Genomic DNA, 19905 nt, shown 5'->3' with positions numbered 1-19905 from the left:
CCATCAGGCAAACAGGCGCTGGACTTTCTGCAGGGCGGTAAAGAATGTTTCCACCTCGTCCAGTGTATTGTAGAACGCAAAGGAGGCCCGGGCAGTACCGGGAACTCCATAGAAATCCATCAGCGGCATGGCACAGTGGTGGCCGGTGCGGATCGCAATACCCTGCTGGTCCAGCAGCGTGCCTATATCACTGGGGTGTAAACCGGCAATTTTAAAGGACATCACCGGCACTTTCTGTTTCGCCGTACCGATGATTTCCATGCCGGGCACGGTTTCCACCAGCTGGTTGGCGCGGGCCAGCAGCGCAGCTTCTGCCGCTTCCATCGCCGTGCGGTCCAGGCCGTTCAGGTAATCAATGGCGGCGGCCAGGCCCACGGCCTCGGCAATCGGAGGGGTACCTGCCTCAAACTTGTAGGGCAGGGTATTCCAGGTGGTGCGCTCGAACGACACCCGCTCGATCATCTCGCCGCCACCCTGGTAGGGCGGTATTTCCTCCAGCAGCTGGGTCTTGCCATAGAGCACACCGATGCCGGTGGGGCCGAACAGCTTGTGGGAGGAGAACACGTAGAAATCGCAGCCCAGCGCCTGCACGTCCGGCTGGAAGTGGGGCACCGCCTGGGCGCCATCCAGCAGGGTGATGATACCGTGGGCCTTGGCCTGCTCAACCAGTGCCGCTACCGGGTTCACGGTGCCAAGCACGTTGGATACGTGGGTAAGCGCCAGCACTCGGGTCTTCTCATTGAGCAGGCTGGTGAACGAATCCAGATCCAGCTCGCCGTCTGGTGTGACCTGTACCGGCACCACTTTCGCACCGGTGCGTTCGGCCACCATCTGCCAGGGCACGATGTTGGCGTGGTGCTCCATATGGCTGACCAGAATCTCGTCGCCGGGCTTGAGGCGGGCTGCCAGACCGTTGGCCACCAGGTTGATGGCCTCGGTGGTGCCCCGGGTCCAGATGATCTCCCGGGTGCTTGCGGCGTTGAGGAAGGCACGCACGGTCTCCCGCGCGCCTTCAAAGGCGGCGGTTGCCCGGTCACCGAGGGTGTGGGCGCCCCGGTGTACGTTGGAGTGCATTTCCCGGTAATAACGATCCATGGCGCCCAGCACCGCTTCCGGCTTCTGCGCGGAGGCGCCGTTGTCCAGATACACCAGGGGTTTGCCGTTCACCTGTTGGGACAGGATCGGGAAGTCCCGGCGTATGGCCTCCACGTTGAAGGTGGGGCGATTGGCGGTCTGTGCCACGGAGAGATCGGTCATGACCGGTTATGCCTCCTGGAATGTCTCTTCAAAGAAGTGGTTCAGGCGGCCCTGGGCCGTTTCCCGCACCGCTTCTACCGGAATCTGTTCCACCAGCTCGTTGATAAAGGCCATGGTCAGCAGCACGTTCGCTTCGCGCCGGCCGATGCCCCGGGAAACCAGGTAGAACAGGGAAATCTCGTCGAGCTGACCAATAGTAGCGCCGTGGGCGCACTTGACGTCATCGGCGTAAATTTCCAGCTCCGGCTTGGTGTCTATCTCTGCCCCGTTGGACAGCAACAGGTTCTTGTTGTTCATATCCGCGTTGGACTTCTGGGCGTCCTGGTGGATATGAATGCGGCCGTTGAAGATGGCGTGGGACTGGTCTGCCGCGATGTTGCGGTAGGTCTCCTCGCTGTTGCAGTGGGCCGCTACATGCTCGATGGTGGTGTGGTTGTCGTAGTGCTGTTTGCCCTGGGTAACCACCACACCGTTGAGTTTGCATTCGGCGCCTTCGCCTTCCAGCCGCACCTGAAGGTCGTGCCGGCGCAGCGGGCCGCCGAAGCCGACGCAGTGGCTTTCGAAGCGGGAACTGCGCTGCTGGCGCACACCGGTGGCGCCGATGTGCTGCACGTTATCGCCTTCCATATTGAGGCGCACGCTGGTGACGTTGGCGCCCTCGGCCAGGGCGAATTCAGTGACGGTGTTGACCATCACCGGTTCAGAACCGCTGGAGATGTATTCCTCAACAAGCGTGATCTGGCTGTTGGCACCGGCGTCTACGTAGATTCTGGGGTAGGCCGAGCCGCTCGCATCAGCGCTCACTTCGTGCACGATGAACAGCGGCTGGTCTAGCACCGCGCCGGGCTTCAGACGCACCAGCAGGCCGTCTTCAAAGCGGGCCGAGTTCAGCCGCGCCATCTGCACAGCCTTGTTATCGAGGGTGCTGTCGAGCCGGTCAGCCAGGGCCGCAGCCTCGTCGTTGTCCATGTCATCGAAGCTCTGGATGCGGATGCCGTCCAGATCCGGATATTCGCTGGCCTCGGGGATCAATACCCCGTTCAGGAACACCACCTTGTAGCCCGGAACGGCCAGGCTGCTGCCAGTCTTGCCTTCCGCCGGCAGCGACAGGGCCATTTCGTCGGTCAGCTTGAGATACTTGCTGGAGTACTTCCAGTTCTCGGTTTTCCGGGTCGGCAGGGGCATGTCCACCAGGGCCGTGCCGCGCTGCTTGCGCAGGGCCTGGAAGGGCTCCGGCAGGGATTGACCAGTGGGATGCAGGAAAGCCGTCGAAAGCGTTGGTGCTGGTTTCATTCCGCGACCTCCCTTAGTTGCCCGCGCTCTCGGCCGGTTCCTCATCCTTGATGCCAAGCCAGCCGTAACCGCGCTCTTCCAGTTCCAGGGCCAGTTCGCGGCCGCCGGACTTGATGATTTTGCCGCCTGCGAGCACGTGCACGTGATCCGGCACAATGTGGTTCAGCAGGCGCTGGTAGTGGGTCACCATGAGGATGGCACGGTCTTCGGAACGCAGGGCGTTCACGCCATCGGACACGACTTTCAGGGCGTCTATGTCGAGGCCGGAGTCGGTTTCGTCGAGAATGGCCAGCTTCGGCTGGAGCAACAGGGCCTGCAGGATCTCGTTGCGCTTCTTCTCACCACCGGAGAAGCCTTCGTTCACGCCACGCTTGAGGAAGGACGGGTCCAGGTCGACCTGCTTGGACACTTCCCGTGCCAGCTTCATGAATTCGGCCGCGTTCATTTCTTCCTCGCCGCGGTGGTGACGCATGGCGTTAACGGCGGTGCGCAGGAACTGCAGGTTGCTGACGCCGGGAATCTCTACCGGGTACTGGAACGCCAGGAAAATGCCTTCACGGGCACGCTCTTCGGTTTCCAGTTCCAGCAGGTTCTCGCCGTTCAGGCTGATTTCGCCTTCGGTCACTTCAAATGCCTCGTTGCCTGCCAGCACCTGGGACAGGGTGCTCTTGCCAGAGCCGTTGGGGCCCATGATGGCGTGAACTTCCCCGGCCTTGATTTCCAGGTTGATGCCCTTGAGGATTTCTTTGCCCTCAACGGAGGCGTGCAGGTTCTTGATGCTCAGCATTTGTCGCTTCTCTCTCGTTTAACCGTTGAATTCTGATGTTCACCCTGGCCTTGCTGACCGCTTGATCGGGTGAGTCAGCCGCCGGGCAGGCCCTTTCGGGATACGCTGTGAATACATCCCTGTACGCTCGACGAAATCATCCCTGATTTCGACGATCCCGGAAGGGCCTGCCCGGCGGCTTCCGCTATGCTTTTGCGCTTGCCGTTCTGTTAACCAACGGACCCTTCGAGGCTGACCTCGAGCAGTTTGCCGGCCTCGACCGCGAACTCCATGGGCAGCTCCTTGAACACTTCCTTACAGAAGCCGTTCACGATCATGGAAACCGCCTGTTCCGGGTCGATACCGCGCTGACGGCAGAGGAACATCTGCTCGTCGCTGACCTTGGAGGTAGTTGCTTCGTGCTCGACGATGGCCGACTTGTTCTTGCTCTCGATGTACGGGAAGGTGTGCGCGCCACAGCGGTCGCCGATCAGCAGCGAATCGCACTGGGTAAAATTACGCGCGCCTTCCGCGCCGGGACCGAACTTCACCAGGCCCCGGTAGGCGTTGGAGCTCTTTCCGGCGGAAATACCCTTGGAGATGATCGTGCTGGAGGTGTTCTTGCCCAGGTGGATCATCTTGGTGCCGGTGTCGGCCTGCTGGAAGTTGTTGGTCAGCGCCACTGAGTAAAACTCACCCACGCTGTTCTCGCCCCGCAGCACACAGCTGGGGTACTTCCAGGTAACCGCAGAGCCGGTCTCGACCTGGGTCCAGGAGATCTTGGAGTTCTTGCCAATGGCAGCGCCACGCTTGGTGACGAAGTTGAAGATGCCGCCTTTGCCTTCCTCATCGCCCGGGTACCAGTTCTGTACCGTGGAGTACTTGATCTGGGCGTCGTCCAGGGCCACCAGCTCAACCACCGCTGCGTGCAGCTGGTTTTCGTCGCGCATCGGGGCGGTGCAGCCCTCGAGGTAGCTAACGTAGCTGCCTTCGTCGGCGATGATCAGGGTGCGCTCGAACTGGCCAGTGTTGGCCGCGTTGATGCGGAAGTAGGTGGACAGCTCCATGGGGCAGCGCACGCCCTTCGGCACGTAAACAAAGGTGCCGTCGGAGAACACCGCGGAGTTCAGGCCGGCGAAGAAATTGTCGCCGTGGGGAACCACGGAGCCCAGGTACTTCTGTACCAGTTCCGGGTAATCGCGGATGGCCTCGGAAATGGAGCAGAAAATCACGCCGGCCTTGGCCAGCGGCTCCTTGAAGGTGGTAGCCACAGACACGGAGTCGAACACGGCATCAACGGCCACGCCGGCAAGCTTTTCACGCTCGTGCAGGGGGATGCCCAGCTTCTCATAGGTTTTCAGCAGCTCCGGATCCACTTCATCCAGGCTCTGGGGCATGTCTTCCTTGCGCTTGGGCGCGGAATAGTAGGAAATCGAGTTGTAGTCGATTTTTGGGTAGCCCACGTGGGCCCAGTCCGGCTCTTCCATCTCGAGCCAGCGACGGTAGGCTTTCAGGCGCCACTCCAGCATCCATTCCGGTTCTTTCTTGATGCCGGACAGGCGGGCGATAACGTCTTCATTCAGGCCGGGCTCGAACGTATCGGATTCGATGTTGGTCACGAATCCGTGCTCGTATTCCCGTTTGATCAGCTCGTTCACCTCTTTATCGGTGGTCGCCATGATCGTCGCTCCGTATTCTCTCATCGCGGGCCCTGGGCCCTTGGTTTCGCCGGCTGCCTCGCCACGTTTGGGACGGGCGCCGGTCGGATATCAGCTGTTCGGGTGTTGCAGTGGTCGCTCGTCCGGTGAGTACGCCCTGCAATCGCTTTTTGGATGACGGAAGCCGCTGGCTTTCGATAATAAATACAGCCGGTCCGTCTGCTTCTGGCGAGCGATTATACAATACCAGAGTATTTTAGTCAGGTATTAATTTGCGCGTGGGCTGATTATACCTTAATCGGTCCATGGGGCACTAAGGGGCTGGCAATGGTGCTGATAGCTTTGTTCTGCAGAAATTTTCGCCCGGGCGAAGCATGCAGGGCAGGGGGATTCTCCCAAAACACGCCGTAAACCCATCCCTGGGGGCTCCGTCTTGCCATCCCTGGCAAGACAGGGTTTTGGGAGAATCCCCCTGCCCTACATGCCCAACCTCCGGCTATTCGCGACCAAGGTCTAAGCCAGGCTGCGGGGCTCTTCGGAATCGATTCGGGTCAGATAACTGAAATCGAGAGACTCGGGCAGGCGCTCCGGCTTCGGTATACGGACAACATGTCCGCTGCCAGGCGCATACGCCATGGCCTGGCCGTTTCGGTTTTCCATGACACTGGCCGAGAACCGGAGGTTGCCGGTCGGGGTGATCAGTTCCAGGGAATCGCCAGGGGCGAACCGGTTTTTGACCTCGATGGTCAGCCAGCGGTCGTCGGCGTCCGCAATGGTGCCCACCACCTGCTGGGTGCCCAGGAAGGACGTGCCCTGTTCGTAGCTCTGGTATTCCTTCGGGGGGTGGCGGCGCAGGAAGCCCTCGGTGTAGCCGCGGTTGGAGAGCGCTTCCAGTTCGTCCATCAGGGCCATGTTGAACGGTTTGCCCTGTACGGCTTCGTCGATGGCGCGGCGGTAAACCTGGGTGGTTCGGGCCACGTAGTAGGTGCTCTTCGTACGACCTTCGATTTTCAGGGAGTGCACGCCGATTTTTGCCAGTTCGGCGACATGCTGCACCGCTCGCAGGTCTTTCGAGTTCATGATGTAGGTGCCGTGCTCATCCTCGTAGGCGGGAATGAAGCCACCGGGGCGATTGGGTTCTTGCAGCAGGATTTCTTTCGGTACGATTTCCTGTGCTTCACCGCCGCCGGTGGTGGCAATGAGGTCGCCGGTCTGGTCCTGCTGGTGCGCCACGGGCTGGTAGTTCCACCGGCAGGCGTTGGTGCAGGCGCCCTGGTTGGCGTCTCGGTGGTTCATGTAGCCGGACAGCAGGCAGCGGCCGGAATAGGCCATGCAGAGGGCGCCGTGGACGAACACTTCCAGCTCCATGGCCGGCACCCGGTCACGGATGTCGCGGATTTCCTCGAGGGCCAGTTCCCGGGAGAGGATCACTCGCTGGATGCCTTGTCGACGCCAGAATTCAACCGTGGCCCAGTTCACCGCGTTGGCCTGCACCGACAGGTGGATGGGTTGATCCGGCCAGCGCTCGCGCACCAGCATGATCAGGCCGGGATCGGACATGATCAGCGCATCGGGCCTGTGCTCAACAATAGGCGCGAGATCCCTGAGGTAGCTTTTCACCTTGTCGTTGTGCGGGGCGATGTTGGACACCAGGTAAAACCGCTTGCCCAACTGATGGGCCCTGGCGATGCCCGCGCCAAGGGCTGCAACGTCTTTGAAACTGTTGTTTCTTACTCTCAGTGAATACCGGGGCTGGCCTGCGTAGACGGCATCGGCGCCGTAGGCGAATGCGGTTTCAAGGTGTTCGGGGGTGCCGGCTGGGGCGAGGAGTTCCGGTGGATTCATGGGGCTCCGTGGCAGTCTGAGGGCCTTCAGGTTCTAGGGTGGAAAAAACTCTGGCAAGTCTGCCGTAATCCGAAACCGATTCCCTTGATCCTGCTCAAAGGTCGTATTGATTGTTTTCGGCTAACATGTGTACGCTCGCAACCGTGGCCTGATCGGCCATTGAATTCGAGAGGAGGAATCGCAGATGGCAGCAAGGCCTCTGAAACCAGAGGTGGCACGGGCATCACTGAGTGCCAGGGTCAGTTCCCTGATCAGTGTGCAGCTGGCCCGTGGCAAGGTGGGTGTTGAGGTGGTGGCATCGCAGCTGCACATGAGCCGCTACACCCTGCACAAAAAGCTCCGGCGGGAAGGGCTGACCTTTGCCCGGTTGCTGGAGGACGTCCGTCGTCGGCAGGCGCTGACCTACATGCAGGATAAAACCAAGCCGCTGGTGGAAATTGCCGAGCAGCTTGGCTTTTCCGAGTTAAGCGCCTTTAGCCGGGCGTTCAAGCGCTGGATGGGAACGTCCCCGGCTGAGTATCGGTCGGTCAGGCTGTCTTGAACCGAGCGGCGCTTTCTCGACGAGTCACACCTTCTTGAAGATCAGGGTGGCGTTGGTGCCACCAAATCCGAAGCTGTTGCTCATCACCAGATCCAGTGTCTGGTTGTCCATGCGCTCCCGAACAATCGGGTAGCCCTCGGCACCTTCATCCAGAGTCTGGATGTTGGCGGAGGGCGCAATGAAGCCTTCCCGCTGCATGATCAGGCTGTAGATGGCCTCATGTACGCCGGCCGCACCCAGTGCATGGCCACACAAGGGCTTGGTGGAGCTCAGGGGCGGAATCTTGTCGCCAAAGGTTTCCTTCAGAGCTTTCAGCTCGGTCACGTCCCCGGCCGGCGTGCTGGTGCCGTGGGTGTTGACGTAGCTGATCTCGCCATCGAGGTTTTTCATCGCCTGCTTCATGCAGCGAACGGCCCCTTCGCCGCTCGGCGCGACCATGTCGGCACCGTCGGAGGTGGCACCGAAACCCACCAGTTCGGCCAGGATGTTGGCGCCACGGGCCTCGGCGTGCTCCAGGGCCTCAAGGGCAAGAACGCCGCCACCGCCGGAAATCACAAATCCGTCACGGTTGGCATCGTAGGTGCGCGAGGCCAGCTCGGGCGTGTCGTTGTACTTGGTGGACAGGGCGCCCATGGCGTCGAACAGCAGGCTCAGAGTCCAGTGGATGTCCTCGCCGCCGCCGGCGAACATCACGTCCTGGCGGCCCAGGGCGATCAGGTCGGCAGCATGGCCGATGGAATGCGCGCTGGTGGCACAGGCCGAGGTAATGCCGTAGTTGATGCCGCGAATGCCAAAGCCGGTGGCAATAGACGCGTTGATGGCGCTGCCCATGGTACGGGGCACGCGATACGGCCCGACGCGACGGATGCCGCGGTCCCGGTGGGTATCGATGGAATCCAGCAGCTCGACGGTGGAGGCGCCGCCCTGACCGAAGATGATCCCGGTGGTGTCGGCTTTGATCTGTTTCTCCGTCAGGCCCGCCTGCTCGATGGCTTCGAGCATGGCCAGGTAGGTGTACCCCGAGGCCGGACACATGAAGCGCCACAGCTTGCGGTCAATCAGTTCCGGCAGGTTCAGGTTGATCTGGCCACACACGTGGCTGCGCAGACCGTTGTCCCGGGCCTCCTCGCTGAAGCCGATGCCGGAGCGGGATTCCTTGAGTGACTGGGCCACTTCCTTCTGGTTGGTACCAAGGCTGGAAACAATGCCCATACCGGTAATTACAACGCGACGCATTCTGCTAACTCCTAAAAGTCATCAGTCGAGGTAAACATGCCAACCCGGAGGTCTTTGGCGGTGTAGATCTCCCGGCCGTCCACTTCCATGCGGCCATCGGCGATGGCCATGGTCAGTTTCCGCCGGATCACGCGCTTCAGATCCAGGTGGTAGGTGACCTTCTTGGCCGTGGGCAATACCTGGCCGGTGAATTTCACCTCGCCGGCAGCCAGGGCGCGGCCTTTGCCTTCGCCGCCACCCCAGGCCAGGAAAAAGCCCACCAGCTGCCACATGGCATCCAGGCCCAGGCAGCCCGGCATCACCGGATCATCCACAAAGTGCACGTTGAAGAACCACAGGTCCGGGTTGATGTCGAGTTCCGCCACCAGGCTGCCCTTGCCGAACAAACCGTCGTTATCGGCAATGTGAGTAATGCGGTCGAACATCAGCATTTCATCAATAGGCAGGCGCATGGAGCCGGGGAACAGCTTGCCGTGGCCGCACTTGATCAGGTCTTCTTTGTCAAAACGATCTGCAGTCATAGTGCCAGTGTCTCTATTACAAAATGATTTCTTAATACTTTAGCTCGAATTTGACGAGGGGCTATTGACCATTAGTGGATGTTTGCGGGTGGATAGTTCCTCCTGTGGCCATTCCCGCTGGCGTTGATGGTCATCAAGGCGGGCTGAAAAGGCGCTCCCTACACTGGTCGGCATACGTGTGCGATGACCTCGCAGCGCCTGTCTGGTAAGGAGGAGTCATGTCCGGGGACGAAGCAATCATCAGTGGTCAGGTTCGGTGCGAAGCCGGGCGGGTGAGGGTGCAGCTGGAGCGGGAGATCGACCATCCGCCGGAGGCGGTCTGGCGCATGCTCACCGATTCTGTCTGCCTGGCCGACTGGCTGGCACCGGGCACCCTGGAGGCCCGTAACGGCGGGCGGGTGCAGCTGGACTTTGGCAACAGTGGCATGCCCATAGATTGCCGGATCACCGAATGCCGGCCTAACCGCAGGCTTGCCTATTCCTGGAGTTCCGGCGATGCGCCGGAGCGGCCGCTGATCTGGGAGCTTGCGTCGGAAGACACTGGCACCCGCCTGTCACTGACCCTGCTGCTGCCCCAGGACGAGCTGGTGCCCATTGCCTGCGCCGGGTGGGATGCCCATCTGGAAATGCTGCTGGCGGCGCTCGAAGGCATCCGGATCCATTTTCCGGCGAGCCGGTTCCGTCAGGCTCGGGAGGTCTTTCAGGGGTTGCTGGAAGAGGAACTGGCGGCCTGAGCCGCCAGTGATCGGGACGCTCAGCCCTCGCGACCGTCCGGGCGGGGGCTGGCAAGAATGCCGGTGTACCGGTACAGGAACAGCCCGAAGGCTACCAGCCACAGCAGAGTGCTGGTGCCGATACCCGGATGCCACGGAATCACCCCGAAAGCCGTCAATACCCGTATCAGAGCGGCCAGATGGATGGCACAGAACGCCAGCACCATGCCGTTCGGAAGTATCAGCGGTCGGCCGGTATGGCCCAGGGCCACCCGGGCAATCACACCGAGAATGAGGCAGGCTACGGCGCCGGTGCCCGCGGCGTGAGTCCAGGCACTTGAGGGCCAGCTAGCCAGCAGCGAACCGGCCAGCAGGATCAGGGCGACGGGCACCCAGAGTATGGACAGGTGCAGTATCCAGAGCAGAGGTTCTTGCCGGACCAGCCAGCCCTTCCAGCCCGCCAGACGCACCAGCATCAGGCCTGCCGAGATGACCGCCAGAACGCCGGTACCGGTCTGCCAGCCCGAGACCAGAGCGGCCATCAGTGCAATCAGCGTGAAGACGGTTGCCATGTCCAGGGCCGGTACCGTTGTCACTGCCGAGGCATCCAGCCCCCGCTGACGCAGCCAGCCGCCGGTGAAGGCCGGGGTAATCCGGCCACCAATGATGCTGATCAGCGCCATGGCCATGATCAGGGCGCCATAACTGAAGGTCATGTCCAGCCGCGTGACAAACCCGATCTGCATCATCCAGAGCAGTCCGAGTACCACCAGGATAAGCAGTTGCCGTTTCTGGCGGGCTTTCCAGATACGCCAGCCGGCGTCCATCATCACCAGGGGCAGGAAGGCCAGGTTGACGCCCTGTACCAGCCACTCTGGCAGGGCGGCTCCGGTGGCCAGCAGCACACGCCCTGCCAGCCACACGGCCCAGAGCAGCAGCAGAGCGAGACCATGGAGCCGGTTGGTCTGGGTCCAGACACACACGGCGGTCAGCAGAAAGCCGGCAATGGCGGCCGACAGGAAGCCGAACAGCATCTCATGCTGGTGCCAGAGCAGGCCCGGCATGGCCAGAGGCAGCTGGATAACGCCGGTAATCTGCATCACCCACGCGGGGATGGCCAGCAGCGCCAGAAGAGTCATCGACAGGAAGAATATCCGGAACGGGTAGCTGAACAGCTGGCCAACGCTGGCAGCTCCGGATTTATGGACGGAAGGAATGGCCTGCATGGCGGTCTCCGCATATAGATTCATTTAATAAGAATCTTATATGCGGTGACCGTGATTGACCATACCCGGTTCGGGGTATGTGTGCGTACAATGGGCCCATCGTTTTGATTCACAAAGGAATGACAATGAGCGCCTATCTGATACTCAAGCACCTGCACATGACCACGGCCTACCTTACCGTGGTGCTGTTTGCGCTGCGATTACTGCTCGATGCCGTGGGCAGACCCGGTTGGCGGACCACGCCGCTGCGCTGGATCCCCCACGCCAACGATACCATCCTGCTGACGGCGGCCATCGGCCTGCTGTTCGTCACGCCCTGGGTGCCGCTGGTTCACGGCTGGCTGACGGCCAAGATCTTCCTGCTGATCGGTTACATCATTGCCGGTATCTTCGCGCTCAAGCCCTCCCTGGGCATTCCTACCCGGGTAACGGCGGCTGTGGTTGCGCTGGGGCTGGTAACCGGCATTTTCCATCTGGCGATATACAAACCGGTGTTCTGGTAGCCCGGTGTTCTGATAACCCGGTGTTCTGATAACCCGGTGTTCTGATAACCAGGGGCGTCAGTCCCGACGCCCGTTACTCATCTGTTCCGTCAGCGCTGCCAGCTGGTTCTGAACGGCCTGCAGCTGGCGGGCAATCTCGTCCCGCTCATCGTGGGCCTTCTGGGCCTGCTTGGCATTCTGCTCCTCGCTCATCACCTCCAGAATGGCGCCGATCATCATGTTCAGGAAGACGAACGCCGTCAGGAAAATAAAGGTGATGTAGAACAGCCAGCTCAGTGGGTACTGTTCCATGGTGGCGTACATCACGTCCGTCCAGTCCTCGAAGGTCGCCACCCGGAACAGGGTGAGCATGGCAATGGCAACGTCACCCCAGAGCTCCTCGTCCACGCTGGCAAAAAACATGGAGCCCATGGCGGCGTAGATGTAGAAGATGATGAACATCAGCAGGGCAATGTAGCCCATACGCGGGATGGCCTTGAGCAGGGAATTGATCAGGAACCGCAGCTCCGGCACCACCGACACCAGCCGCAGAACCCGGAACACGCGCAATAGCCGGCCCAGCAGCACGGCTTCCGAGTTGTCGAGGGGAATCAGGCTGCCAATCACCACCAGCGTATCGAACAGGTTCCAGCCATCGAACAGGAAGCGTTTCTTGTCGGCGCACACCCCGAAGCGGAACAGGATTTCCACCAGAAAGAAGAGCGTGATCGCGTTGTCCAGCACAATCAGAGACTGCTCCACCAGGGGCGGTACGTCATAGGTCTTGGCACCAATGGTCAGCGCCGAGAGGATGATGATGGCAATCACCACGCCCTGGAACAGTTTGCTGGATTCAATCAGGCGCAGTCTCTCGAAACTGGAGGCTGGGTTCAGTTGGGACGACATGACAGCTTACGACCTCGGATCAATCAGGGAGGCGGCAATTCTAAAACGCCCTCATTACGAAGGATAGCGGTAGGCCAGATTCTCACGGGCACCGGAAGTATCTCCGGGCAAGGCGACCAGACCCAGGATTGCCTGCCACTCCTGCTCGCTCACCGGCATCACCGACAGCCGTGAGCCTTTCTTTACCAGCGGCAAATCCGCCAATGCCGGCAGCGTTTTCAGCTCGGTCAGCGGAATGACTCGGGGCAGCTTCCTGACATGGCGCATGCCAACGGCGGTCCACCTGGGATTGTCGCGGCGGCTCTTGCCGTCGTGGTAGGGAGAGTCCGGGTCAAACTGGGCAGGGTCCGGGTACGGGCCCTGTACCACGCGCACGATGCCGGCCACGCCAATGTGCCTGCAGCTGGAGTGGTACAGCAACACCTCATCACCCTCGGCCATCTGTCTCAGAAAGTTCCGGGCCTGGTAGTTGCGTACGCCGTCCCAGGGGATCACTGCCTGCGGATCGGAGGCAAAATCGTCAATGCCACACTCGTCCGGTTCGGATTTAACAAGCCATTTTGCCATTCTGGTTCCCCGGGGTCTGGTTGGATAGCGCAACGTTGCCTGCGATTATACGAAAAAAGCCCCGGCATGCGGGGCAGTGAGGCGCAATCAAAGGGATTGAGGCGTTGTCAGTGCCCGGCGTCGGCTGGCGATGCCAGGGGATCGGCGGTTTTTTTCCGGTTCAGCGGGTAGAACAGGTGGGGCGAGGACAACTCCGGCAGATCGGTACGCTCCTCGTTGGCAGCCCATTCCTCACGCTCGGCAGACCGGATGGCGTAATGCATCCAGGCCAGCGCAGCGGCGACAATCACGAACATCAGCATGAAGCAGCTCTGCCAGATGCCGGTCAGGTCGTTGAGGGCACCAAAGGTCAACGGCAGGATGAAGCCACCAAGCCCGCCGATCATGCCAACCACCCCACCTACGGCACCCACGTGTTTGGGGTAGTACACCGGGATGTGCTTGTACACCGCGGCCTTGCCGAGCGACATGAAAAAGCCAAGGATGAAAATCAGGGCCACGAACATCGGCAGATTCATGGCCAGGGTGAAGCGGATGTCGCCATCAATGCCCTGCACCACGTAGTCGGTGGGCGGATAGCTGAGCAGGAAGGTGCACACCACCGAGGCTCCGAACGTCCAGTACATCACCCGACGGGCGCCGAAACGGTCTGACAGCCAGCCGCCGAGAATCCGGAACAGGGAGGCGGGAATGGTGTAAAGGGCGGCGATGATGCCGGCCGTCTTGATATCCAGGCCGTACACGCCGATCAGGAAATGCGGCAGCCACAGTGCCAGGGCCACAAAGGCCCCGAACACGAAAAAGTAGTAGAGGGCAAACCGCCAGACCCTCAGCTCCCGCAACGGTTCCATCTGCTCCATGAAGGATTTGGATCGGGCACCGGCCCGCTCCGCCGCCAGCGGATCTTCCTTCGCCAGCAGGATGAACACCAGCCCCATGACGGCCAATACCGTTGCATAGATCTGCGCCGTGCTTTCCCAGCCAAAGGCGACCAGCAGGAACGGCGCCCCGAAGTTGGTGACCGCCGCCCCCACGTTGCCCGCACCGAAGATACCCAACGCCGTGCCCTGTTGCTGGGGCTCGAACCAGGCGGCGGTGTAGGCCACACCCACGATGAAAGCGCCGCCAGCCAGGCCCACGCCGAGGGCGCCCACCAGCAGCATGAGGTAGGTGGTGGCAAAGGTCAGCAGGTAAACGCAGGTTGCGGTGGTGAGCATCAGAATGCCGAACACCCAGCGCCCGCCGTAGCGATCGGTCCAGATGCCCAGAAACAGTCGGCTGATGGAGCCGGTGAGGATCGGGGTGGCCATCAGCAGCCCCAGCTGGGTATCGGACAATCCCAGATCCTCACTGATGCGGATGCCGATGATCGAGAAAATCGTCCACACCGCAAAGCAGAGAGTAAAGGCAAACGTGGACAGGCCGAGGGCTCGGTGTTGCTCGGTTTTCGACGGGCTGGTGGCCATGTTTCCCCTCCTTCCGGAAATCGGTTGGGCGCTGTGTGACACCGCCTCTTTACGCTACCAAATCCGACGCCCGGCGGTGCGGGGCATTGGAGGTACCTCCTGCAGGGGGCAAGGGTGGTAGGTGCCTGGCCAGGTTTGGTGGGTAGGGGATAGATGGTTGATTTCTCTGGTGGGGTAGGCGTCACCAGGGTTGATTTACGTCAATTATGGGCCGCACCGGAGTGTGGGCTAATGCTGACGGATATCAATCGAACGGGCGCTGGGAGCGCCCCCGGAGAACCCACCCATGAAAATCATGATTGCCTACGATGGTTCGCGCAATGCCAGGCTGGCCCTGGCCCAGACCCTCACCATGTTCCGTGATCTCACGCCGGTGATCACCCTGGTGGCCGTGGCTGAGAACCCCCGGGACATTACCGCCGGCAACGAAGACCTGTTCCAGCAGGAAGTGAGCGAGCTTAAACAGTTTCTCGCCGAGGCCCTGGAAGTTTGCCAGCAGGAGAACGTCTCCGCCGAGACCATGCTGCTGGAGGGTGATGCCCGCAAGATGCTGCTGTTCGCGGCCGAGAAGAAGATCCACCCGGACATGCTGGTGATTGCCCGCCACAGCCACGAGCCGGACGGCGGCTTTATTGCCCGCTCACTGACCCATTTTGTGGACGAACTGGATTACATGACCTTCGGCAGCGTGAGCTCCTTCCTCGCCCGCCGGATCCAGTGTCCGCTCCTGATTCTGCCCAGCCGCTGAGCCCGGGCATCACCTGTTTCTGTATCTGATAGCCCAGGGAGGCTGACATGAAAGTCGCTGACGTTTTCCACGTCCGTAATCCGGAGATCAGGGCGTTGCACCTGACCTGGATTGCATTCTTCATTACCTTCTACGTGTGGTTCAACATGGCGCCGCTCGCCTCGAGCATGCTCAAGAGCGTCGACTGGCTGACCGCCGATGACCTGCGCCTGTTTGCAATCAGCAACGTGGCGCTGACTATCCCCGCGCGCATCATTGTGGGCATGGCCCTGGACCGTTTCGGCCCGCGTCGGGTGTTCTCGGTACTGATGGTGCTGATGGCCATTCCGGCCCTGGTGTTTGCCTTCGGCAATACCATGACCCAGCTGCTGGTCAGCCGCCTGGTGCTCAGCTCCATTGGCGCCAGCTTCGTGGTCGGCATCCACATGACTGCCATGTGGTTCAAACCCAAGGACATCGGCTTCGCCGAGGGTTTCTACGCCGGCTGGGGCAACTTCGGTTCCGCCGCAGCGGCCATAACCCTGCCCACCATCGCCCTGCACATGTACGGTGGGGAAGACGGCTGGCGCTGGGCCATTGCCCAGAGTGCGATTGTGATGGCCGCCTACGGGGTGTACTACTGGTTTGCCATTACCGACGGCCCTGCCGGTACCGTGCACCGCAAGCCGCGTAAGGCAGTGGCGCTGGAAGTGAGCAGCTGGGGCGACATGATCAAGCTGATCCTGTGGACCATTCCGCTGGTGGGCGTGCTGGCGATCCTGGTGTGGCGTATCGAGAACATGGGCTACCTGAGCCCCACCGGCGCCGCGCTCTGCTACGCAGTCATCGTGGCCATAGTGACCTACCAGATCATCCAGATCCTGCGGGTGAATGTGCCCATCCTCAAGAAGGGCGTGCCGGAAGATGACAAGTACCCGTTCAACAGCGTAGCGGCGCTCAACAGCACCTACTTTGCCAACTTTGGTGCCGAGCTGGCGGTGGTATCCATGCTGCCCATGTTCTTCGAGGAAACCTGGAGTCTGAGTGCCACCGCCGCCGGCCTTATTGCCGCTTCCTTTGCCTTCGTGAACCTGGTGGCACGGCCCATGGGCGGGCTGGTATCCGACCGCCTGGGCAACCGCCGGTTCGTGATGCTCAGCTACATGTTCGGCATTGCCGTGGGCTTCGGATTGATGGGGCTGCTTAACTCCAACTGGCCGTTGATCATCGCAGTGGCCATCACCGTGTTCACTTCCTTCTTCGTGCAGGGAGCCGAGGGCGCCACTTTCGGCATCATCCCCTCCATCAAGCGGCGCCTCACCGGCCAGATTTCCGGCATGGCCGGCGCCTACGGCAACGTGGGTGCGGTGGTGTACCTGACCATCTTCACCTTCGTTACCCCCAACCAGTTCTTCTATATCATCGCCGGCGGCGCCTTCGTCAGCTGGTTGCTGTGTATCCTGTGGCTGAAAGAGCCCGAGAGCGGATTCTCCGAGGAATACCATGTGTCTTCGGTGGATCTGCAGATCGAGGAAGAGGAACGCCGCCGGCAGGCCGCTGCAACCGCCTGAACCCATACTGCAAGAGTGCCCGCCCGGAGCGATCCGCGCGGGCTTTTTTGTGGGCGGGACAAACACTGGTCCCCATGGCACTATCCTCCTGAAATAGTGGCAGGAAGAGGGAACAGGGATGGCACGGATACATGTGTCTAAAAAGGAACGCCGGGTAATCAGTCGGGCGATTGATGAGTGGCAGGCCCAGGGGCTCTTAAACTCGGCCGAGGCCGATAGCCTGGGAGGCTCGCTGGAGGTTCAGGTCCTGGACTGGCGGCGTGTGGCCCGTTACGCGCTGTGGGTAGCGATCGCATGCACGCTGGTGTCGATCTCGGCCGTTCTGGCCGATGAGTGGCTGGTTGGTCTTTTTGAACGCATCTTCTCGGCTTCCGCCTGGGTCAAGTGCCTTCTTTTCGTGACCATTGCTGCCCTGTGTTTCGGTGGTGGGCTGAAGCGAAAGCATCGGCGGCCTGAACGAACCTTCACCAACGAGGCCCTGTTCTTTTTCGGCGTGGTCGCCACCGCCGCCGCCATTGCTTTCCTGGGTGAGGCCATCAGTACCGGATCGGATCACTTCTCACTGCTGTTGCTTCTGGCAGCGGTGCTGTATGGACTGCTGGGGCTCTGGTTCCCCTCCACCCTGGTGTGGGTATTCTCCCTGCTGTCACTGGGCAGCTGGTTCGGCGCCGAAACGGGCTATCTCTCGGGCTGGGGCGCTTACTACCTGGGCATGAACATGCCACTGCGTTTTGTGTTCTTCGGTCTTGCCCTGTTGCTTGCGGGCAGCTGGCTGTTCACCCGTTGGCGGGAGCGTCGGTCGTTCCTGGCACCCACCAGGGCCATCGGTCTGCTGTATCTGTTTATCGCTCTGTGGATCATGTCGATTTTCGGCAACTACGGCGATCTTGAAAGTTGGGAACGCGCTGGACATCTGGTGCTGTTGCACTGGTCGGTACTGTTCGGGCTGGCTGCCATTGCCGCCATCTATCACGGATTGCGGTACGACGATGGCATGACCCGCGGGTTCGGTCTCACTTTTCTGTTCATCAACCTTTACACCCGCTTCTTCGAGTATTTCTGGGATGAAACCCACAAGGCTATCTTCTTTGGCATTCTGGCGGTGAGCTTCTGGTATCTGAGCAGTCGTGCAGAGAGGATATGGAGGCTGGAGCTCCTGGCCCGTCGTGAGGTCGGAACCGGGAATAAAAGCCGGTCAGAGGTGTAAAAAGGCCTCCCGGAGGAGGCCTTGTTGAGGTTTGCGGTCGACTATCCAGGATCAGGGGTTTTTGATGTATGCGTTCCGACGCAGGTAGAACCACCAGTTCACCAGCAGGCACACCGCGTAGAACACCGCAAATCCATACATGGCCACTTCCGGTGTGCCGGCCTGGATTTCCTGGCCCATCACCCTGGGTGCAATGAAGGCGCCGTAGGCGGCCACTGCGGAGGTCCAGCCCAGCACCGGGCCTTTCTGCTGCTGGTCGAAGATCACGCCTATGCTGCGGAAGGTGGAGCCGTTGCCAATGCCGCTGGCGGCAAACATCACGATGAACAGGATCAGGAACAGCGCAAAGTAGCTGTTCGGGTCGGTTGAGTTGTAGGCCAGCATCATCACGTAGCCGGTGGCCACGGAAGCACCGACCATCACCAGTGAGATAATCTGGGTCACGATAGAGCCACCGAGCTTGTCGGAGATCCAGCCGCCCACCGGGCGAATCAGTGCGCCCACGAACGGCCCCATCCAGGCCCAGGTCAGGGCACTCGGGGCATCCGGATTGACCACACGAGTCATCGCGCCATCCGCACCCACTTCCATCATGTTGCCGAAGATGACGCTGATGGACAGTGGCAGGGCGGCGGAGAAGCCGATGAACGAGCCGAAGGTGAGGATGTACAGCACGGTCATGGACCAGGTGTGCTTGTTGCTGAAAATGGCAAACTGCTTCTGGATGTTTGGTTTGATATCACCCGGAATCAGGCGCAGCAGCACCAGGGTGAGGATGATGGTTAGCGGCAGTGCCAGCCACATGTTCATTACGCTGAGCGCCCACACGCCAGCCAGGGAAGTCAGCAGGCCAACCCCGTAGAGTCCCAGGATCTTGGCGAATGCAGAGGCCGGATTGCCCGGATTGGGAGTCACCACTTTCAGGTTGTTCATGCCGAACCAGCCGGCAAAGGCCAGGGGAATCAGGAACACCAGCCAGATGAAACCGGCATTCTGGATCCAGGTGTCGGTGCCGGCCTCAATGCGGCCGATCAGGGTGCCGCTGGGGCTTTGAAGTTGCATCGGATCCCCGGCCAGGGCGCCGAAGATACCCACCGTCATCACCAGCGGGATCAGGATCTGCATGGTGGTTACGCCGAAGTTGCCGAGCCCGGCGTTCATGCCCAGGCCATAACCCTGTTTGCTCTTCGGATAGAAAGCACTGATGTTACTCATGGAGCAGGCAAAGTTGCCGCCGCCAATGCCGGACAGCAGGGCGAGGGCCTGGAACACGATAAACGGCGTATCCGGGTTCATCAGGGCAATACCGGTGCCGGCCGCGGGTATCATCAGCAGGGCGGTGGTCAGGAAAACGGTGTTGCGCCCGCCGGCAATCTTGATCATGAAGGATGCCGGGATCCGCAGGGTGGCACCGGACAGACCGGCGATGGCAGAGAGCGTGAACAGCTGCTCGATGCTGAACGGAAAGCCCAGATTTTTCATCTGGGTGGTGATCATCCCCCACATCAGCCAGATGGCAAAGCCCATCAGCAGGCTGGGTATGGAGATCCACAGGTTGCGGGAGGCAATGCGCTTACCCTCCCGTTGCCAGAAGTCTTCGCTTTCGACATCCCAGTGTTCGATGTCGGCGTTTATCCTTGTTTTGTCGCCGACGGGTGCGGCGCTCGCGGTACTGTTGGCCATGATGTGTGCTCCTCAGTTTGCCTGGCCCCGGCACCCGGATGAGGGGTGTGAGGCTTTGCGCCATTGTGCAAAGCAGTAACGGGGAGCATGCTTGATATTTCTCAAGGACAGAATCCTGGCGCACGGGTCGCAGTTTCCAGTTCCCGTCAAACCTTGGGTTTGGCCTTGTAAAGCTGTTTAAAATCAGATGGATGCGTTCGAGATAATCCGAAGTGGGTAGTCGGGAGGGGCGTTGGCGCA

The 19905-nt window shown here is 60.7% G+C and carries 18 protein-coding genes; 6 read left to right on the top strand and 12 right to left on the bottom strand.

What is annotated here, in order from left to right; all coding sequences use genetic code 11:
• Positions 1-3: 3 nt before the first annotated feature.
• From AC0J1C_RS14470 to trhP, 5 genes are all read right to left on the bottom strand, one after another.
• The gene (locus tag AC0J1C_RS14470; protein ID WP_473044484.1) at positions 4-1257 is read right to left on the bottom strand and encodes an aminotransferase class V-fold PLP-dependent enzyme; all 1254 of its coding nucleotides are present in this window, start codon (positions 1255-1257) and stop codon (positions 4-6) included.
• Positions 1258-1263: 6 nt separating this feature from the next.
• Complete coding sequence (sufD, locus tag AC0J1C_RS14465; protein ID WP_375193201.1) at positions 1264-2550, bottom strand: Fe-S cluster assembly protein SufD; 1287 nt, start codon at positions 2548-2550, stop codon at positions 1264-1266.
• A 13-nt stretch (positions 2551-2563) separates the two neighbouring features.
• A complete protein-coding gene (gene sufC, locus AC0J1C_RS14460; protein ID WP_375193202.1) occupies positions 2564-3337 on the bottom strand; it encodes a Fe-S cluster assembly ATPase SufC in 774 nt (257 codons plus the stop codon).
• Positions 3338-3546: 209 nt separating this feature from the next.
• Complete coding sequence (gene sufB, locus AC0J1C_RS14455) at positions 3547-4995, bottom strand: Fe-S cluster assembly protein SufB (protein ID WP_375193203.1); 1449 nt, start codon at positions 4993-4995, stop codon at positions 3547-3549.
• Between the two features lie 492 nt (positions 4996-5487).
• Complete coding sequence (gene trhP, locus AC0J1C_RS14450; RefSeq protein WP_473044482.1) at positions 5488-6819, bottom strand: prephenate-dependent tRNA uridine(34) hydroxylase TrhP; 1332 nt, start codon at positions 6817-6819, stop codon at positions 5488-5490.
• A 184-nt stretch (positions 6820-7003) separates the two neighbouring features.
• On the opposite strand from trhP, the gene AC0J1C_RS14445 reads away from it, so the two are divergent.
• The gene (locus AC0J1C_RS14445; RefSeq protein ID WP_091987714.1) at positions 7004-7360 is read left to right on the top strand and encodes a helix-turn-helix transcriptional regulator; all 357 of its coding nucleotides are present in this window, start codon (positions 7004-7006) and stop codon (positions 7358-7360) included.
• Positions 7361-7384: 24 nt separating this feature from the next.
• Here AC0J1C_RS14445 and fabB read toward each other — a convergent pair whose 3' ends face one another.
• Positions 7385-8596, bottom strand: coding sequence for a beta-ketoacyl-ACP synthase I (gene fabB, locus AC0J1C_RS14440; RefSeq protein WP_473044481.1), 1212 nt, complete (start codon positions 8594-8596; stop codon positions 7385-7387).
• A gap of 11 nt (positions 8597-8607) precedes the next feature.
• On the bottom strand, positions 8608-9117 hold the full coding sequence (fabA, locus tag AC0J1C_RS14435; protein ID WP_473044480.1) for a bifunctional 3-hydroxydecanoyl-ACP dehydratase/trans-2-decenoyl-ACP isomerase: 510 nt from the start codon (positions 9115-9117) through the stop codon (positions 8608-8610).
• A 218-nt stretch (positions 9118-9335) separates the two neighbouring features.
• Between fabA and AC0J1C_RS14430 the strand changes: the two genes are divergently transcribed.
• Positions 9336-9851 (top strand): SRPBCC family protein, encoded by a 516-nt coding sequence (locus AC0J1C_RS14430; RefSeq protein WP_473044479.1) that lies wholly within the window; start codon positions 9336-9338, stop codon positions 9849-9851.
• 20 nt (positions 9852-9871) lie between these two features.
• Here the strand turns inward: AC0J1C_RS14430 and AC0J1C_RS14425 are convergent, their stop codons facing one another.
• Positions 9872-11056, bottom strand: a complete 1185-nt coding sequence (locus AC0J1C_RS14425) for an NnrS family protein (protein ID WP_473046559.1) — start codon at positions 11054-11056, stop codon at positions 9872-9874.
• 125 nt (positions 11057-11181) lie between these two features.
• Between AC0J1C_RS14425 and AC0J1C_RS14420 the strand changes: the two genes are divergently transcribed.
• Positions 11182-11559, top strand: a complete 378-nt coding sequence (locus AC0J1C_RS14420; RefSeq protein WP_091987703.1) for a SirB2 family protein — start codon at positions 11182-11184, stop codon at positions 11557-11559.
• 57 nt (positions 11560-11616) lie between these two features.
• On the opposite strand, the gene AC0J1C_RS14415 is transcribed toward AC0J1C_RS14420, so the two are convergent.
• The 3 genes from AC0J1C_RS14415 to AC0J1C_RS14405 all read right to left on the bottom strand — a co-directional run bounded on the left by AC0J1C_RS14415 (position 11617) and on the right by AC0J1C_RS14405 (position 14477).
• Entirely contained in the window at positions 11617-12444 is an 828-nt protein-coding gene (locus AC0J1C_RS14415) for an ion transporter (RefSeq protein WP_473044478.1), read from the bottom strand.
• A 54-nt stretch (positions 12445-12498) separates the two neighbouring features.
• Positions 12499-13011 carry an EVE domain-containing protein gene (locus tag AC0J1C_RS14410; protein ID WP_473044476.1) on the bottom strand — a complete coding sequence of 171 codons (513 nt, stop codon included), beginning with the start codon at positions 13009-13011 and terminating at the stop codon, positions 12499-12501.
• Between the two features lie 107 nt (positions 13012-13118).
• The gene (locus tag AC0J1C_RS14405) at positions 13119-14477 is read right to left on the bottom strand and encodes an MFS transporter (protein WP_473044474.1); all 1359 of its coding nucleotides are present in this window, start codon (positions 14475-14477) and stop codon (positions 13119-13121) included.
• A gap of 286 nt (positions 14478-14763) precedes the next feature.
• On the opposite strand from AC0J1C_RS14405, the gene AC0J1C_RS14400 reads away from it, so the two are divergent.
• The 3 genes from AC0J1C_RS14400 (at position 14764) to AC0J1C_RS14390 (ending at position 17982) form a co-directional block, all read left to right on the top strand.
• A complete protein-coding gene (locus AC0J1C_RS14400; protein WP_473044473.1) occupies positions 14764-15225 on the top strand; it encodes a universal stress protein in 462 nt (153 codons plus the stop codon).
• Positions 15226-15272: 47 nt separating this feature from the next.
• A complete protein-coding gene (locus AC0J1C_RS14395) occupies positions 15273-16775 on the top strand; it encodes an MFS transporter (protein ID WP_375193213.1) in 1503 nt (500 codons plus the stop codon).
• Between the two features lie 118 nt (positions 16776-16893).
• Positions 16894-17982: a hypothetical protein gene (locus AC0J1C_RS14390; RefSeq protein WP_473044472.1), complete on the top strand. Its 1089-nt coding sequence runs from the start codon at positions 16894-16896 to the stop codon at positions 17980-17982.
• Positions 17983-18033: 51 nt separating this feature from the next.
• On the opposite strand, the gene AC0J1C_RS14385 is transcribed toward AC0J1C_RS14390, so the two are convergent.
• Positions 18034-19665, bottom strand: a complete 1632-nt coding sequence (locus tag AC0J1C_RS14385; protein WP_473044471.1) for an MFS transporter — start codon at positions 19663-19665, stop codon at positions 18034-18036.
• Positions 19666-19905: the final 240 nt, after the last annotated feature.

The sequence above is a fragment of the Marinobacter sp. E2 genome (assembly GCF_055755345.1).
Note: the sequence above shows the minus strand (reverse complement) of the source record. Positions and strands in the feature narration are given on the sequence as shown.

What these genes read in the sequence shown, in the direction of transcription:
- AC0J1C_RS14470 (WP_473044484.1), bottom strand. Translation starts at nt 1,257, where the DNA reads ATGACCGATCTCTCCGTGGCACAGACCGCCAATCGCCCCACCTTCAAC.
- sufD (WP_375193201.1), bottom strand. Translation starts at nt 2,550, where the DNA reads ATGAAACCAGCACCAACGCTTTCGACGGCTTTCCTGCATCCCACTGGT.
- sufC (WP_375193202.1), bottom strand. Translation starts at nt 3,337, where the DNA reads ATGCTGAGCATCAAGAACCTGCACGCCTCCGTTGAGGGCAAAGAAATC.
- sufB (WP_375193203.1), bottom strand. Translation starts at nt 4,995, where the DNA reads ATGGCGACCACCGATAAAGAGGTGAACGAGCTGATCAAACGGGAATAC.
- trhP (WP_473044482.1), bottom strand. Translation starts at nt 6,819, where the DNA reads ATGAATCCACCGGAACTCCTCGCCCCAGCCGGCACCCCCGAACACCTT.
- AC0J1C_RS14445 (WP_091987714.1), top strand. Translation starts at nt 7,004, where the DNA reads ATGGCAGCAAGGCCTCTGAAACCAGAGGTGGCACGGGCATCACTGAGT.
- fabB (WP_473044481.1), bottom strand. Translation starts at nt 8,596, where the DNA reads ATGCGTCGCGTTGTAATTACCGGTATGGGCATTGTTTCCAGCCTTGGT.
- fabA (WP_473044480.1), bottom strand. Translation starts at nt 9,117, where the DNA reads ATGACTGCAGATCGTTTTGACAAAGAAGACCTGATCAAGTGCGGCCAC.
- AC0J1C_RS14430 (WP_473044479.1), top strand. Translation starts at nt 9,336, where the DNA reads ATGTCCGGGGACGAAGCAATCATCAGTGGTCAGGTTCGGTGCGAAGCC.
- AC0J1C_RS14425 (WP_473046559.1), bottom strand. Translation starts at nt 11,056, where the DNA reads ATGCAGGCCATTCCTTCCGTCCATAAATCCGGAGCTGCCAGCGTTGGC.
- AC0J1C_RS14420 (WP_091987703.1), top strand. Translation starts at nt 11,182, where the DNA reads ATGAGCGCCTATCTGATACTCAAGCACCTGCACATGACCACGGCCTAC.
- AC0J1C_RS14415 (WP_473044478.1), bottom strand. Translation starts at nt 12,444, where the DNA reads ATGTCGTCCCAACTGAACCCAGCCTCCAGTTTCGAGAGACTGCGCCTG.
- AC0J1C_RS14410 (WP_473044476.1), bottom strand. Translation starts at nt 13,011, where the DNA reads ATGGCAAAATGGCTTGTTAAATCCGAACCGGACGAGTGTGGCATTGAC.
- AC0J1C_RS14405 (WP_473044474.1), bottom strand. Translation starts at nt 14,477, where the DNA reads ATGGCCACCAGCCCGTCGAAAACCGAGCAACACCGAGCCCTCGGCCTG.
- AC0J1C_RS14400 (WP_473044473.1), top strand. Translation starts at nt 14,764, where the DNA reads ATGAAAATCATGATTGCCTACGATGGTTCGCGCAATGCCAGGCTGGCC.
- AC0J1C_RS14395 (WP_375193213.1), top strand. Translation starts at nt 15,273, where the DNA reads ATGAAAGTCGCTGACGTTTTCCACGTCCGTAATCCGGAGATCAGGGCG.
- AC0J1C_RS14390 (WP_473044472.1), top strand. Translation starts at nt 16,894, where the DNA reads ATGGCACGGATACATGTGTCTAAAAAGGAACGCCGGGTAATCAGTCGG.
- AC0J1C_RS14385 (WP_473044471.1), bottom strand. Translation starts at nt 19,665, where the DNA reads ATGGCCAACAGTACCGCGAGCGCCGCACCCGTCGGCGACAAAACAAGG.